This is a genomic window from Corynebacterium uropygiale (assembly GCF_021568315.1).
Lineage (GTDB): Bacteria > Actinomycetota > Actinomycetes > Mycobacteriales > Mycobacteriaceae > Corynebacterium > Corynebacterium uropygiale.
Map to the genome: position 1 here is coordinate 285,542 of NZ_JAKGSI010000001.1, position 13,722 is coordinate 299,263.

At 69.0% G+C, this 13,722-nt stretch carries 14 protein-coding genes; 7 read left to right on the forward strand and 7 right to left on the reverse strand.

Annotated elements, in window-relative coordinates; all coding sequences use genetic code 11:
* The first annotated feature begins 41 nt into the window (after positions 1-41).
* The 3 genes from resB (at position 42) to L1O03_RS01395 (ending at position 3,343) form a co-directional block, all read left to right on the forward strand.
* Entirely contained in the window at positions 42-1,679 is a 1,638-nt protein-coding gene (gene resB / locus L1O03_RS01385; RefSeq protein WP_236117626.1) for a cytochrome c biogenesis protein ResB, read from the forward strand.
* A gap of 149 nt (positions 1,680-1,828) precedes the next feature.
* Positions 1,829-2,830, forward strand: a complete 1,002-nt coding sequence (gene ccsB, locus L1O03_RS01390; protein ID WP_236117627.1) for a c-type cytochrome biogenesis protein CcsB — start codon at positions 1,829-1,831, stop codon at positions 2,828-2,830.
* 255 nt (positions 2,831-3,085) lie between these two features.
* On the forward strand, positions 3,086-3,343 hold the full coding sequence (locus L1O03_RS01395) for a helix-turn-helix domain-containing protein (RefSeq protein WP_236117628.1): 258 nt from the start codon (positions 3,086-3,088) through the stop codon (positions 3,341-3,343).
* On the opposite strand, the gene L1O03_RS01400 is transcribed toward L1O03_RS01395, so the two are convergent.
* Positions 3,340-3,621, reverse strand: coding sequence for a hypothetical protein (locus tag L1O03_RS01400; protein ID WP_236117629.1), 282 nt, complete (start codon positions 3,619-3,621; stop codon positions 3,340-3,342). The two genes, L1O03_RS01395 and L1O03_RS01400, sit on opposite strands and share 4 nt — an antisense overlap.
* Positions 3,622-3,682: 61 nt before the next feature.
* Between L1O03_RS01400 and L1O03_RS01405 the strand changes: the two genes are divergently transcribed.
* The gene (locus tag L1O03_RS01405) at positions 3,683-4,030 is read left to right on the forward strand and encodes a DUF4229 domain-containing protein (protein ID WP_236117630.1); all 348 of its coding nucleotides are present in this window, start codon (positions 3,683-3,685) and stop codon (positions 4,028-4,030) included.
* Between the two features lie 28 nt (positions 4,031-4,058).
* On the opposite strand, the gene L1O03_RS01410 is transcribed toward L1O03_RS01405, so the two are convergent.
* Genes L1O03_RS01410 through L1O03_RS01425 form a run of 4 tightly spaced genes read right to left on the reverse strand, consistent with a single transcriptional unit; the run spans position 4,059 to position 8,075 of the window.
* Entirely contained in the window at positions 4,059-4,991 is a 933-nt protein-coding gene (locus L1O03_RS01410) for an AEC family transporter (RefSeq protein ID WP_236117631.1), read from the reverse strand.
* A 25-nt stretch (positions 4,992-5,016) separates the two neighbouring features.
* Positions 5,017-5,895 carry a 1,4-dihydroxy-2-naphthoate polyprenyltransferase gene (locus L1O03_RS01415; protein WP_236117632.1) on the reverse strand — a complete coding sequence of 293 codons (879 nt, stop codon included), beginning with the start codon at positions 5,893-5,895 and terminating at the stop codon, positions 5,017-5,019.
* 35 nt (positions 5,896-5,930) lie between these two features.
* Entirely contained in the window at positions 5,931-7,091 is a 1,161-nt protein-coding gene (gene menE, locus L1O03_RS01420; protein WP_236117633.1) for an o-succinylbenzoate--CoA ligase, read from the reverse strand.
* 27 nt (positions 7,092-7,118) lie between these two features.
* On the reverse strand, positions 7,119-8,075 hold the full coding sequence (locus L1O03_RS01425; RefSeq protein WP_236117634.1) for a 1,4-dihydroxy-2-naphthoyl-CoA synthase: 957 nt from the start codon (positions 8,073-8,075) through the stop codon (positions 7,119-7,121).
* A gap of 23 nt (positions 8,076-8,098) precedes the next feature.
* Here L1O03_RS01425 and L1O03_RS01430 point away from each other — a divergent pair, with 23 nt between their 5' ends.
* The gene (locus L1O03_RS01430; protein ID WP_236117635.1) at positions 8,099-9,151 is read left to right on the forward strand and encodes an o-succinylbenzoate synthase; all 1,053 of its coding nucleotides are present in this window, start codon (positions 8,099-8,101) and stop codon (positions 9,149-9,151) included.
* Here the strand turns inward: L1O03_RS01430 and L1O03_RS01435 are convergent.
* On the reverse strand, positions 9,121-10,578 hold the full coding sequence (locus L1O03_RS01435; protein ID WP_236117636.1) for an LssY C-terminal domain-containing protein: 1,458 nt from the start codon (positions 10,576-10,578) through the stop codon (positions 9,121-9,123). The genes L1O03_RS01430 and L1O03_RS01435 overlap by 31 nt on opposite strands.
* Before the next feature lie 10 nt (positions 10,579-10,588).
* Entirely contained in the window at positions 10,589-11,350 is a 762-nt protein-coding gene (locus L1O03_RS01440; protein ID WP_236117637.1) for a sulfite exporter TauE/SafE family protein, read from the reverse strand.
* A gap of 107 nt (positions 11,351-11,457) precedes the next feature.
* On the opposite strand from L1O03_RS01440, the gene L1O03_RS01445 reads away from it, so the two are divergent.
* Positions 11,458-12,045, forward strand: a complete 588-nt coding sequence (locus tag L1O03_RS01445) for a hypothetical protein (protein WP_236117638.1) — start codon at positions 11,458-11,460, stop codon at positions 12,043-12,045.
* A 9-nt stretch (positions 12,046-12,054) separates the two neighbouring features.
* Complete coding sequence (gene menD / locus L1O03_RS01450; protein WP_236117639.1) at positions 12,055-13,722, forward strand: 2-succinyl-5-enolpyruvyl-6-hydroxy-3-cyclohexene-1-carboxylic-acid synthase; 1,668 nt, start codon at positions 12,055-12,057, stop codon at positions 13,720-13,722.

A 13,722-nucleotide genomic window follows, 5' to 3' on the forward strand; every position in this document is an offset into this window, starting at 1 on the left:
CTGGGATGCCGAGGCCTCGGCACGCAAGGAGAAAGTGAAGGATGCACCTCATCATCAAGTGGCTACGTCGGGCCTGGAACTGGTTGACGAGTATGCGCACCGCACTCATGCTGCTCTTCCTCGTCGCCCTGGCGGGGATTCCGGGCTCCCTGCTCCCGCAGCGCAGTATCAACGAGACGCGGGTGCAGGAGTACATCGAGACCAACGGGAAGCTCGCGGAGATCTATGACAAGCTCTCCTTCTTCGACGTCTTCTCTTCCCACTGGTTCAACGCGATCACGCTCCTGCTCGTCATCTCCCTCGTGGGGTGCATCATTCCGCGCAGCTGGGAGCACGCGAGGGCGCTGCGCACCCCGCCCGTGCGCGCGCCCAAGCGGCTGGACCGCATGCCGCTCTACGCGCAGGCCGTCGTCGAGAAACCGGAGGCCGAGGTCGAGGCGCAGCTCCGCGAGGTCCTCAAGGGCTGGCACGTCTCGGAGTACTCGGCGAAGGAGGATCGCGCCGGGCAGCACTCCTTCAGCGCGGAGCGCGGCTACCTGCGCGAATTCTTCAACCTGGTGTTCCATCTGGCGGTCGTCGCGCTCATTGCGGTGGCGAGCCTCGGCACGCTGCTCTCCTATGAGGGACAGGTCATTGTGGTGACGGGGAAGGACGTGGAGGAATCGACGTTCTGCAACACCTCGACGGCCAACTATGACACCTTCCGCGGCGGCGCCCTCTTCGACGGGACCGGCCTCAACCCCTTCTGCGTGGAGGTCCACAACTTCCAGGCGGACTATCTGCCCAATGGGCAGGCGGAGTCCTTCGGCTCGGACATCTCCTATGCCGCCGGCTCGGACATCACGACAAACCCCGAGACGTGGAAGAGCTTCCCGCTGGGGGTCAACCACCCGCTGCGCGTGGCCGGGGATCGCGTCTACCTGCAAGGACACGGCTACGCCCCCACGGTCACCGTGACCTGGCCCAATGGGGAGAGCCGCACGCAGACCGTGCAGTTCCGCCCCGATGACACCATCAACTTCCTCTCGAGCGGCGTCCTCCGCTTCGACCCGCCGGCCGGCATGTACTCGGACCTCTACGAGCGCCGCCAGAATCAGCTGGCCATCCAGGGGCTCTTCGCGCCCACCGCCCAGTGGAGCGGCGAGAAGGGCGAGCTGCTGAGCTCCGCCTATCCCGCCCTGCGGGATCCCGCGATGGCCATCGACATCTACCGCGGCGATAACGGCCTCGACACCGGCCGGGGCCAGCAGCTCTTCAGCCTCGATCAGCGCCTCATCCTCACCGGGCAGCTCCAGCGCATCGAGCGCATCAACCTCGGCAAGGGGGAGGAGGTCACCCTCGACGACGGCACGAAGGTGCGCTTCGACGGGGCGCAGGAGTTCGCCAACCTGCAGGTGAGCCACGATCCCACCCAGGTCTGGGTGCTCATCATCGCGGTGATTGGGCTGGGGTCGCTCGTCGGCTCCCTCCTGGTGAAGCGCCGCCGCATCTGGGTGCGCTGCCAGCCGCAGGAGGATGGCACGACCCTCGTGACGATGGCCGGCCTCGCGCGCACGGACCGCGCCGGCTGGGGCGAGGAGTTCCGGGAGAAGGCCCGGGAGATCCTCGGGCTCCCGGAGGACGTGCCCGATGATGAACTCTCGATCATCGACGCCCACACCCGCCACGAGCGGGACTGAGGACTCGAGGTCAACGAGGAGCTCGAGGAGCTCGACGAAGCCACCGCGCGCCCACCCCGCCTCCATCGAAAGATGGAGGCCCACATTGTTTTGCCTGGGGTGGAGGCGTAACGTGTCGGATGAATCTGTGTCATGAAGGGGAACTCTGTATGCCTGTGAATCAGTCTTTGGCGTCGACGTCCGATCATGTCTTCATGTCGGCGTTCATCGTGTACCTCGTCGCGTGGGTGATCTCGATTGCCTACTACGTCCAGGTGCGCGCGCTCATTGAGGCGCGGCAGGAGCTGACGGCGGAGGTGCGCGAGCCGGTGCTGGCCACCGGGGGAGAGGGGGATGCCCCTGCGGAGGAATCTCCGGTGCTGCCGGAGAAGGTGCAGGCCAAGGAGCGCCGGGCGGAGAAGATCGCCGGCATGATGCAGGCCGTGATCTGGCTGGGCGTCATCCTCCACATCGTCTCGGCGGTTCTCCGCGGCCTGGCGGTGCACCGCTTCCCCTTCGGCAACCTCTATGAGTACGTGCTGGTCATCTCGGCCTTCGCGATGGCCGGTGCCGCCGCGGTGCTCGTGCAGAAGAAGGAGTGGGCCACCCTCTGGCCGTGGCTGCTCACCCCGGTGCTCGCGCTGCTGTTCTTCGCCGAGGTTCGCCTCTACACCGTGGCCGCCCCGGTGATGCCGGCGCTGAAGTCCTTCTGGCTCCCCATCCACGTGACGACGGTGGCCGTCGGCGCCGCCATCGGCCTCATTTCGGGGGTGGCCTCCCTGCTCTACCTCTTCCGCATGGCCCAGCCCCAGGGGAAAGAGAAGGGCTTCTTCGGTGCGGTGGCCAAGCCGCTGCCGAGCGCCAAGACCCTCGACGCCCTGGCCTACCGCTCCGGCATCGTGGCCGTCCCGGTCTTCGGGCTGGGCATCGTGCTGGGTGCCCTCTGGGCCGAGCAGTCCTGGGGCCGCTACTGGGGCTGGGACCCCAAGGAGACCGTGGCGCTCATTACCTGGGTTCTCTACGCCGCATACCTCCACGCCCGCGCGACGGCCGGCTGGCGCGCCATCTGGGCCGCGTGGATCAACGTCGCCGCTTTCGCGGTGATGGTCTTCAACCTCTTCTTCATCAACATGGTGGTGACCAGCCTCCACTCCTACGCCGGTGTGAACTAGCGCACTAGGCCGCGCAGGCCGCCCGCGGGCCGGCGCACACCTGACGTCCCTCGTCTCCCCAGGTGAGGGGTATTCTTGTGTGGGGAGATCTCCCCCTGCGCTCATGCCTGAGCGGCGGTACACTGACCACATACGACGGCGCCGATCCCTACCTTTGGATTAGATTAAGGGATATAGGGGTACGGTGCCCGTCCTCGTTGCACAGAGTGAGTCTGGCGGGCGCGGAGGTGCCCCCTGACGAAGAGGAGAGTGAACATGTCTGGTCCTCGTCGTAAGGCTGGCAAGTCGGCGGGAAACATCCCGGAGCTTTTGGCGCTGGGGGAGCAAATCGCCGAGCGGCGTCGCAGTCTGGGCAGACTGCAAAATGAGGTGGCGGAGTCCGCAGGGGTATCGCGCTCGACGCTCCACACCATTGAGCACGGCGGCAGCGGGGTGCGCTGGGAGAAGATCGCCGCCGTGAGCCATGAGCTGGGGCTCAGCCTCAAGCTCGTCGAAAATGACCGATATATTTAGCCGCTCTCGTTATTCTGGGGACCCTCCTCGGGGTTCTCGCGCTGTTCGCGCTGTTCTCGTTTCTTTTGCTCGCGGCGTTCGCGCTCGCGGCGCCGGGCATCCTGCTCGAGCTTCCAGAGGAACTCTGGGTCATCATCGGGGCCTTTGATCGCCGGGGGAGTGGTGCGCCGGCCACCCAGGCCGCCGCGGCCACCGCGCTGCCACGTGTGCGGGCCGAATGCGCGGTAGAGAAGCACCACGGCCAGGATGATGAGAATGAGTATGAGCAGTCGTCCCACGAAGCCTCCTTATTTTGTCCCAGCGTACGCGAGGCCCAGGCCATCAGTTAGGCTGAGTCCCGTGAGTACGCCAGATTCTTCCCGCCCGACGTCCGACGCCCGCCCCGAGCTCCCCCCGGAGCCGGACCCGGCCCTCCGACGCGAGGCGACGCGCGCGATCATCATCTACGGCCTGTTGAGGCTGGCGCTCTTCATCGTCCTCACCGTGGTCATTCAGTTCATCGCGTACCTGGTCTCCGCGCCGTTGCCGCTGGTCATGTCCGCGCTGCTGGCGCTCATCGTGGCCTTCCCGCTCTCCATGCTCATCTTCCCGAAGCAGCGGATGGCGGCGACGAACACCCTGGCCCAGTGGAAAGCCCAGCGCACCGCGCGGAAGGCGTGGATTAAGGACGAGCTCTCGCGCCGCTAGGTGGGCGTCGTCCCCTTCCCCCCGGCCCCTAATGGCCGAAGAGGAAGGCGATGAGCAGCATCACCGGCAGCGCGAGGAACGTGGTGAGGAATACCGTGTCGCGGGCGACGATGGTGCCTTTGTCGTAGGTCGCGGCGTAGTTGTAGACGTTCTGCGCGGTGGGGAGCGCCGCGAGGATCACCGCGGCGTAGAGCGCCTGCCCCTCGAGGCCGAGGAGCAGCCCCAGCCCCCACGCGATGAGGGGCATGAGCAGCAGCTTCATGAGGGTGGCGCAGAGGATGGCCGGGCGGTCGGCGGGGGAGTCAAGGATCTTGTTCCGGTGGAGGGAAGCGCCGAAGCTCATGAGGATGAGCGGGATCGAGGCGCCGCCGAGGATCTCGAAGGGGCGCATGACGGGGTCGGGGAGGTGGGTCCCGCTGAGGCAGAGAATCACCCCAAGGATCGACGCCAGCACGATCGGGCTGAGCACGGCGGAGCGGATGGCCGCGAGGACGTCGCGGAAGGAGCCCTTCGTCGCCCCGGAGAGGGTGAGGGCCGTGAGCATGAGCGGCGTGAAGAAGATGAGCTGAATGACAAGAATCGGGGCCACATAGGCGCCCGTGCCAATGACATAGAGGCTCACCGGAAGGCCGATGTTGTTGGAGTTCACGTAGCTGGCGGCGCCCGCGCCCATCGCGGTGCTCGCGAGGTCCGTGCGGAAGAAGAGCCGCGCCGCCAGGCAGAAGGCCGCGCCCGTGAGGAAGGTCGCCGCGAAGCTCACCGCGATGACCGGGGAGAAGAGCTCCGCCGGGTCCGAGCGGGAAACCACGCTGAACAGCAGCGCCGGGGTGGCCGCGTAGAAGGCCACCCGGTTGAGCATGAGGCGGGCCGAGCCCGGCCCAATAATGGCGAAGCGGGCCAGCAGGTAGCCCGCGAGGATCACGATCCCAATGATCCCGAATCCCGTGAGCACTCCCGCCATGGTCCCGCCGCCTCCTCGTCGCTACTTAGATCATCACTCCACACACCAAACCAATGGTGCTGAGGATAGACCACAGCAAGAGAGATTTCCCAATGGAACCAATGAGCGGGATGAGCTCCGTGCCCGTCGCCCCCTGGCGGACGGGGCGCAGCGCCGAGAGGATGATCGGCAGGTAGAGGGCGCCCAGCAGCGCCCACGGGGTGCTGAGCACCGCGAGGAGCAGGCTCATGAGCAGCGCCAGGAGCCCCAGGGCAATGAGGACCTGGCGCGTCCGGGCGTCGCCGAGGATGACCGCCAGGGTCGTCTTCCCCGCGGCGGAGTCGGAGGGGATGTCGCGGAGGTTATTCGCCAGGTTCACCGCGGAGCTGATCGCTCCCACGCCGACGGCCAGCAGAACGCCCTCCACACTCACACGCCCTGCCTGCGTGAACTGGGTCCCCAGGACGGCGACGAGCCCGAAGAAGAGGAAGACCGAGACCTCGCCGAGCCCGTGGTAGCCATAGGGGTGGGACCCGCCGGTGTAGAACCACGCGCCGAGGATGCACAGCGCCCCCACGAGGATGAGCCACGGGGAGGAGAGGAGGCTCAAGGCCACCCCCGCCACGGCCGCCACCCCGAAGGCAAGGAAGGCCGCCCGCTTCACCGCCGGCGGAGACACAAGGCCAGAGCCGGTGAGCCGCAGCGGGCCGGAGCGATCCTCATCGGTGCCGCGGATGCCATCCGAGTAGTCATTGGAGTAGTTCACCCCGATGATGAGCGCCCAGGCCACGATGAGCGCGAGCAGCGCCCGACCCCAGTGCGCGCCATGGATGAAGAAGGCGGCGCCCGTCCCCGCGATGACGGGGGCGAAGGCATTGGGCCAGGTCCGGGGCCTGGCGCCGAGAATCCAGGGAGAGACAGTCATGGGCCTATTCTGCCTCCCACCCCACGAGGGCCCGGCTAGAGGGCCGCCTCAAAGAGCCGCCGCACCGCCTGCCGGTCCACCTTCCCCGGACCAATCAGCGGCAGCCGCTCCACCTTCTTCACCTGCCGGGGCACCTGCCAGCGGGGAAGCTCGGCGCAGTGCTCGTAGACATCGCCGGGGCGCGCCACGCCGGTGTAGGCGGCCACAACCTGCTGGCCACGCCGCGGATCTGGCACGCCGACGACGCACGCCGCCTCAATCCCGGGGTGCTCCGTGAGGTGATTCTCGACGACCTCCGGGTGGAGCTTCAACCCCCCGGTATCGATGATCGCGTCGAGGCGGCCCTCGACGCGCAGCCGGCCGTCGTCGTCCATGGAGCCTCCGTCGGAGGTGCGGAACCAGCCCGGCTGGGCGAAGGCCTCGGACTCGGGCGCGTTGCGATAGCCCTGCGCCACCATCGGGCCGCCGAGGATGATGCGCCCCTCCTCGAGACGGACGCGCGCGCCGGGGAGGGGGCGGCCGTCGTAGACGCAGCCGCCGGAGGTCTCGGAGGAACCGTAGGTGGTGACGAGGCGAATGCCGAGCTCCTCGGCGCTGCGGCGGGTCTCTGCGCGCAGCGGCGCCCCGCCGATGAGAATCCGGTCAAAGCGGCGCAGTCCCTCGATGCCCTCGAGGGAGTCCATGGCCTTGAGCAGCTGCATGGGGGTGAGGGCGGTGTAGCAGCGCTCGCCCGGGGTGGAGCTGCGGAGTTCCTCGGCGGCGCGGGCGAAGTCGCGGATGGAGAATCCCCCCGAAAGGTCGAGGCAGAGGGGCTCGACGCCCGCAATGAGCGAGCGAATGAGCACCTGCAGCCCCGCGATGTGGTGGGCCGGCATGGCGAGCAACCAATTGCCCTCCCCGCCGAGCACCCGGTGGGTGGCGTCGGCGGAGGAGACGAGGTTGCGCGGGCTCAGCTGCGCCCCCTTGGGCGTCCCGGTGGAGCCGGAGGTCCCGACGACCAGCGCGATGCCCTCGTCGATCGGCGCCCCGGCCCGCTGCGTGTTGCGCAGGAGGGTGGCGCGGGCCCGGTCGTGGGGGGAGGTGCCGCCGGGAAGCGGCAGGAGGCTGCGCTGGCCGGCGATGGCCTGCTCGAGGTCGCCGAGGATGCGCTCGGGGTGGTGCGGGTCGATGGGGAGCGGTTCGAGCAGTCGGGTCACAGGCCCATCGTACGGGGCCCGCCCGGGCTAGTAGTAGAAGGGGAACTCGTCCCAGCGGGGTGGGCGTTTCTCCAGGAAGGAGTCGCGGCCCTCGACGGCCTCGTCGGTCATGTAGGCCAGGCGGGTGGCCTCCCCGGCGAAGACCTGCTGGCCCATGAGGCCGTCGTCGACGAGGTTGAAGGCGAACTTCAGCATCCGCTGGGCGGTGGGGGACTTGCCGTTGATCTCCTGGGCGGCGGCGATGGCCTCATCCTCCAGGTGGGCGTGATCGGCCACGATGTTCACGGCCCCCATCCGCTGCATGGTCTCCGCGTCATAGGTCCGGCCGAGGAAGAAGATCTCCCGCGCAAACTTCTGGCCCACCATCCGCGCCAGGTAGGCGGAGCCGTATCCGGCGTCGAAGGAGCCGACGTCGGCGTCGGTCTGCTTGAAGCGGGCCTCCTCGCGGGAGGCGATGGTGAGATCGCAGACCACGTGGAGGGAGTGGCCCCCGCCCGCGGCCCAGCCGTCGACGACGGCGATGACCACCTTCGGCATGGTCCGGATGAGGCGCTGGACCTCGAGGATGTGGAGGCGCCCGCCCTCCGCCTTGGCGCGGGCCTCGTCGATGCCGGAGGCGTCCGCGGTGGCGTCGTCGTGCTCATGGGTGCGGGCGTACTGGTAGCCGGAGCGCCCGCGAATCCGCTGGTCCCCGCCGGAGCAGAAGGCCCAGCCGCCGTCCTTGGCGCTGGGGCCGTTGCCGGTGAGGAGGATGACCCCGATGTCCGGGCTGCGCCGCGCGTGGTCGAGGGTGCGGTAGAGCTCGTCGACGGTGTGGGGGCGGAAGGCGTTGCGCACCTCGGGGCGGTCGAAAGCGATGCGCACGATGCCGTTCGCGCGCCCCTCGCCGCGGTGCCGGTGGTAGGTGATGTCGGTGAGATCCTCGAAGCCGGGAACGGGGGCCCAGAGCTCGGGGCGGAAGGGCTGTGCGGTGCTATAACTCATGGGGGTCAGTCTACGGTGGGGGCATGGTTGGTTTTTCTCCTCTCCCGTCGCTTGCGGCCTCGCTCCCCCCGAATCTCCCGCCTGTGGCGGAGATCCTCGACCGCACCCGCATTGTCGCGCTGCCGCTGCGCGTGCGCTTCCGTGGGATCACGGTCCGCGAGGCCGCGCTCATCGAGGGCCCGCACGGCTGGGGGGAGTTCGCCCCCTTCCGCGAGTACGAGGCGCCGGAAACCTCCGCGTGGCTGGCCTCGGCGCTCGAGTCCGCGTGGACGGAGTTGCCCGCCCCGCGCCGGGAGTCCGTCGAGGTCAACGCAACAATCCCCGCCATCCCGGCTGAGCAGGTCCCGGCCCTCGTCGAGCGCTACCCCGGCTGCCGTACCTTCAAGGTGAAGGTCGCGGAGAAGGGACAGAGCCTCGAGGACGATGTCGCGCGCGTGGCGGCGCTGCGGCGGGTCCGCCCGGATGCGCTCGTTCGCGTCGACGCGAACCGCGGCTGGACCCTCCCCGAGGCGCTCGCCGCCGCCGAGGCCCTCGGCGACCTCGACTACATGGAGCAGCCCTGCGCGAGCGTCGGGGAGCTCGCGGAGCTGAAGGAGGAGCTCTCGCGCCGGGGGATCCCCACTCGCATCGCCGCCGACGAGTCCATCCGCCGCAGCGAGGACCCCTTCCGCGTCGCTGAGCTCGACGCCGCGCACGCCGCTGTCCTCAAGGCCGCCCCGCTGGGCGGGGTTCGGCGGCTACTGGGGATTGCGGAGCACCTCGCCGGGCGGGGGATGAGCGTCACGGTCGCGAGCGCCCTGGATACCGTCGTCGGCCTCTACTCGGGCCTGCTCGCGGCGGCGTGCCAGCCGGCGCTCCCCGGGGGAGGCTTCCCGGCGGCGGGGCTCGCCACGCAGCAGCTGTTCGCGGCGGATGTGGCGGAGCCGCTTCGCCTTGTCGACGGCCACCTGCCGGTGTGCCGCCGGACCCCCGAGCCCGCCCGCCTCGACGAGTTCGAGGCCGACGCCCCCACCCGCGACCTGTGGATTCGTCGCATCCGGGAGGCCTATGCGGGCGTTGTGTCCTCGGCGGAGTGATAGTTCATGAGCCCGGCGATGTCCTTCCACGTCGGGCGCCCGCGCCGGGACCAGTTGCGCACGGTCTCGGAGGAGAGAGTGAGCAGGGCGATGAGGTTCACCCCGTTGATGAGCAGGTGGACGGTGATCTGCCCGGGGTCGGGCATGGTGCCGTCGAGGAGTTTGACAAACAGCATGCCGCTGAGCGCGGCCATGAGGAGCACGCGGGGCATCTGATAGCCTACATAGGTGAGCACGGTGAGCCCGGCCATGACGATGATGCCCGCCGCGATGGCGATGAGCGTCACCGGGATCCACCGCTCCGGCACGATGAGGTCCGCGGTGCCGGTCACCGTGACCGGGGTGGGGTCGCCCGCGAGGATCGCCCGGATCAGCGAGAACACCTGCGCCGCGAGAGAGCAGATGAGCATCCCCAGCGCCACCTTGATTTCCCAGGGGCGCTCGACGGCGGCGCCGGAGACCAGGGTGCCGGCGGCGGGGGCTGGATCGGGATCGGGCTCGGCGCTGGGGCCGTCGGGGGTGGCGAAGCCACGGGAGGCGCGGGCCACCTGCTTAGGAGTGTTGGGGTCGCTGGCCGGCGGGGCCTCGACCTCGTTGAGGCAGAGGACGGGGAGGTCGCCGTCGGTGTGGATGCGGTCGCCGCCGCCGTTGCGGTGGTGGTAGCCGGTGGAGAAGTCCTCGATGACGTCGACGTTGAGCCCCTCGTTGGCGCTGCAGAGGGACTCAACGATGTGGTCGCGTTCGACGTCGATGTTCGCGTCAATCCGGTGCGTGACCTGGAGTGTGAAGAAGCTCAAGCCCACCGCGGTGTCGAAGCTCCCCGCCGCGATCCAGCCGACGCGCCGCCCGCCGGGCAGCAGCCACTCATCGGGGCAGCGCCAGAAGCGGACGTGGTGGCGCTGGGAGGGGTTGCCCTCCACCTCCTGCTGGTAGGAGAGGTCCTGTTTCCTCCCGAAGAGGAAGAGGGGGCTCACCGGGGCCTCGGGGTAGGAGCGACGAAAGACGCTGGCCACGACGATGCGCCAGGAGGAGGCGAGGGTGACGTCGTCGGCGAGCGTCCAGCCCGCGTTGGTCATGGCCTGGTGGATCTGGGCGGCGGTGCCCTCCGCGGCGAGGTTCACCGGGTCCCCGAGCATCCCCTCCGAGGTGCGCGACCGTCCGAAGAAATAATCCGGCACATAAATAGAGGTGAGGATGCGGTGCAGGCGCGGCAGCGTGAGATAGGCGGAGACCACCCAGAACGGGATGATGAGGAGCAGCAGCCAACTCCAGGAGAGGGAGTTTTCGAGCAGCAGGATGGTGAACCACAGGGAGCCGATCCCCCCGAGGACGAAAAACACCATGTCCGTCTTTGATCCCGGCAGCGTGGATCGAATCTGTTGGTCAAAAACCCGGCCGGTGCCGCGGCGGGTGGCCTCCTTACTCATAAGGGCTATGCTAGCGCGCCAGCCCAAGAACACCCTGCACAAGCACGATAGATGAGCCGACGACGGCCAGGATCGTCGCCAGCCGCCGCGCGCCCGTGCTGCTGATCCGGTGATTGAGCCGGTCCCCGCCCCAGGCGCCGGCAAAGAGCATGACCAGGGCGATGATCCAGAGCCACAGCGGCACCACGCCGACGTCGAAACCCCCGAGCACGACGGCCTTGAGAAGGAAGGACAGCGTGTTCGCGACGAGGAGAATCGGGTGGAGCGTGGCCACGAACTGCCGATAATCCCAGCCGGTGAGCCGGGCATAGGCGGTAAGGCCTGGGCCTGCGATCCCCGCCACCGTGGACATGAAGCCGGCGAAGACGCCCGCGAGGACCATGGGGAGGAGCTGGTCGGGCCGGAAGATCGGCCCGGCGGGGTTGAAAGTGGCGAAGAGAATCGCCGCGAGCACGAGCCCGCCCACCGCCACAAGCAGCCACGGCCCGTTGAGGCTGTGCACCACCCACAGCGCGGGCAGCGAGCCGAGCAGGAGGGAACCCGCCAGGATCCCGAAGCGCTTCCAGTGCGTCTCCCGCCGGACCGCCCAGGCGTTGTTGGCGGCGTTGACCATCGAGAGCGCATTGACCATCACCACGCCGCTCAGCGGCCCGAGCAGGACGGTGAGGATGGGGCCCGTCACCATGCCGACTCCCAGCCCGGTGACGCGCTGAACGAGCGCCCCCACGAAGACGGCGATGACGAGGATCACAGCAATAGTCAGCACGGGCATACTGTATCGGCAGGACAACGGAATGGCCAAGGTCATGTCTAGGCCGTGTTTTATGCCGGGCCGTGCTTTATGCTTAGTCGCGACGATCAGTGAATGAAGGAGACACGATGACCTCTCGTGACGACGAAACGCAGTACATCCCCCGCAGCCAGAATGACCCCCAGGACTACACGCAGGCTTACCCGGCCGGCGAGTATCGGGATGAGGATTTCGGCTCCCGCCCGCGCCAGCATTTCCCCAGCCCGGAGGAGCGGTACCAGCAGCCCTCCTCTTGGCAGCAGGAGGATTGGCAGCAGGAGGAGAGGTATACCCAGCCGCCGGCCCCGGGGGATCGTGGCCGCGGCGGGCGTTCTGGCGGCTCGGGGATGGGGATCGGCGCCGTGATTGGGTGGTTCCTTGCAGGCCTCGTGATCTCCGGGGTGATCTTCTACTTCATCGGACACGCCACCGCGCCGGAGCCCACGCCCGAGAAGGTCACGGAGACGCAGATGAGCACCGTGACCGCCACGAGCACCGTCACCACCGAGCCGGAGGAGCCGAGCAGCGAGGGCGGCCTGCTTCCCTCGATCACGCTCCCCAGCCTCCCGGAGAAGGCCCCCGACGGCCAGGACATCCAGGAGTGGCTCAACGAGTTCTTCGGTGGGGCCGAGGGTGCCGAGGGTGCGGAGCCCAACGCCCCCGAACCCGCGAATTAAGCTAGACACATGCCTCACTCCAGCCCTGATGAGGCGGCGTCCTCGACGCCCGCCTTCGACCTGGCCCTCGCCGTCGTGGACTATTGCCTCGCGGCGGGTGTGCAGGATGTCGTCCTCTGCCCGGGATCGCGGAACTCGCCCCTCTCTTTCGCCCTCGCGCAGCGCGCTGACCTGCGCCTTCACGTGCGTATCGACGAGCGCTCCGCCTCCTTCCTGGCGCTCGGCCTGAGCCGGGTCACGCGGCGGCCGGTGCCCGTCGTCATGACCTCCGGCACGGCGGTGGCCGAGTGCCTGCCGGCCGTCGTCGAGGCCGCCCACTCCCACCAGCGCCTCGTCGTGCTGAGCGCCGACCGCCCGGCCCGGCTCGTCGGCACGGGGGCCAGCCAGACCATCCAGCAGCGTGGCATCTTCTCGACGCTCATCCCCACGCACCACATCGATGCGCCGGAGGAGGCCTCGGAGATCCCTGGGCTCCTCGCCTCCGCGGGGGCCGGGCCCTGCCACATCAATGTGGCCTTTGACCAGCCGCTTCTTCCCGAGTCCCTGCCCGCGGGGCCGGTGGGTTCCCCGCAGCGGGCGGCCCCGATCGCGCCGGTCGTCATCGACCACGGGGAGGTGTGCATTGACCTGGGGCGGCGGCCTCTTGTCATCGCGGGCGATGAGGCCTGGGAGGTCGAGGAGCTCGCGGAGGTGCCGACCATCGCGGAGCCCTCCGCGCCGGCGCCCTTCCGCCCGGTCCACCCGCTCGGGGCGCGCCTGCTTCGCCGGGGCGAGATCAGTCACGGCGAGTACTCCGTGGAGACCCGCCCGGAGCAGGTCATCGTCGTGGGGCACCCGACCCTCCACCGCGAGGTGCTGGGGCTCATCAGCGACCCGGACATCGAGCTCATCTGCCTCTCGCGGACCCCACAGTTCACCGACCTGGGGCGCCGGGCCGCGCAGTACGGCTCCCGGGTGCGCACGGTGGGGGAGGTGGATTCTTCCTGGCTCAAGGTCTGCGAGGCGGTGAGTACCCTCGGCGCGGACACGGTGCGGGAGGTGCTCGCCTCGAAGGACTTTGGCCTCACGGGGGTCCACGTGGCGGCCGCGGTGACCGATGGCCTCGGCGTGGGGGACACCCTCGTGCTCGGCTCCTCCAACCCGGTGCGCGATGCCTCCTGGGTGGGCCTGCCCTTCGGCGGGGTGGACACCTTTACTCCGCGCGGGGCCGCCGGGATCGACGGCACCATCTCCCAGGCGGTGGGGGTGGCTCTCGCGCAGCAGTCGCTCGCCGCAGAGGAGCCGCGGGCCCCGCGCACGGTGGCGCTCCTCGGGGACCTCACCTTCCTTCACGACGTCGGCGGACTGTGCATCGGTCCGAGGGAGCCCCGGCCCGAGCACCTCACGATCGTCGTCGCCAATGACACGGGCGGGGCCATCTTCGAGGGCCTGGAGAGCGGCGCCCCCGGCCTGCGCGCCCACTTTGAGCGGGTCATGGCCACCCCGCATGAGACCTCCCTCGCGGACATCTGCGCTGGCTATGGCGTGGCGCACCGGGGCGTCGACACCCTCGACGCCCTCCTCGAGGCCCTCGCGGAGGGCACGGATTCCCCCGAAGGCATCGAGGTCATCGAGGTCACGACGGTGCGGGATACGCGTCGGGCGCTCCTCGAGGCCATCGCGGCGAGGATGGGCTAG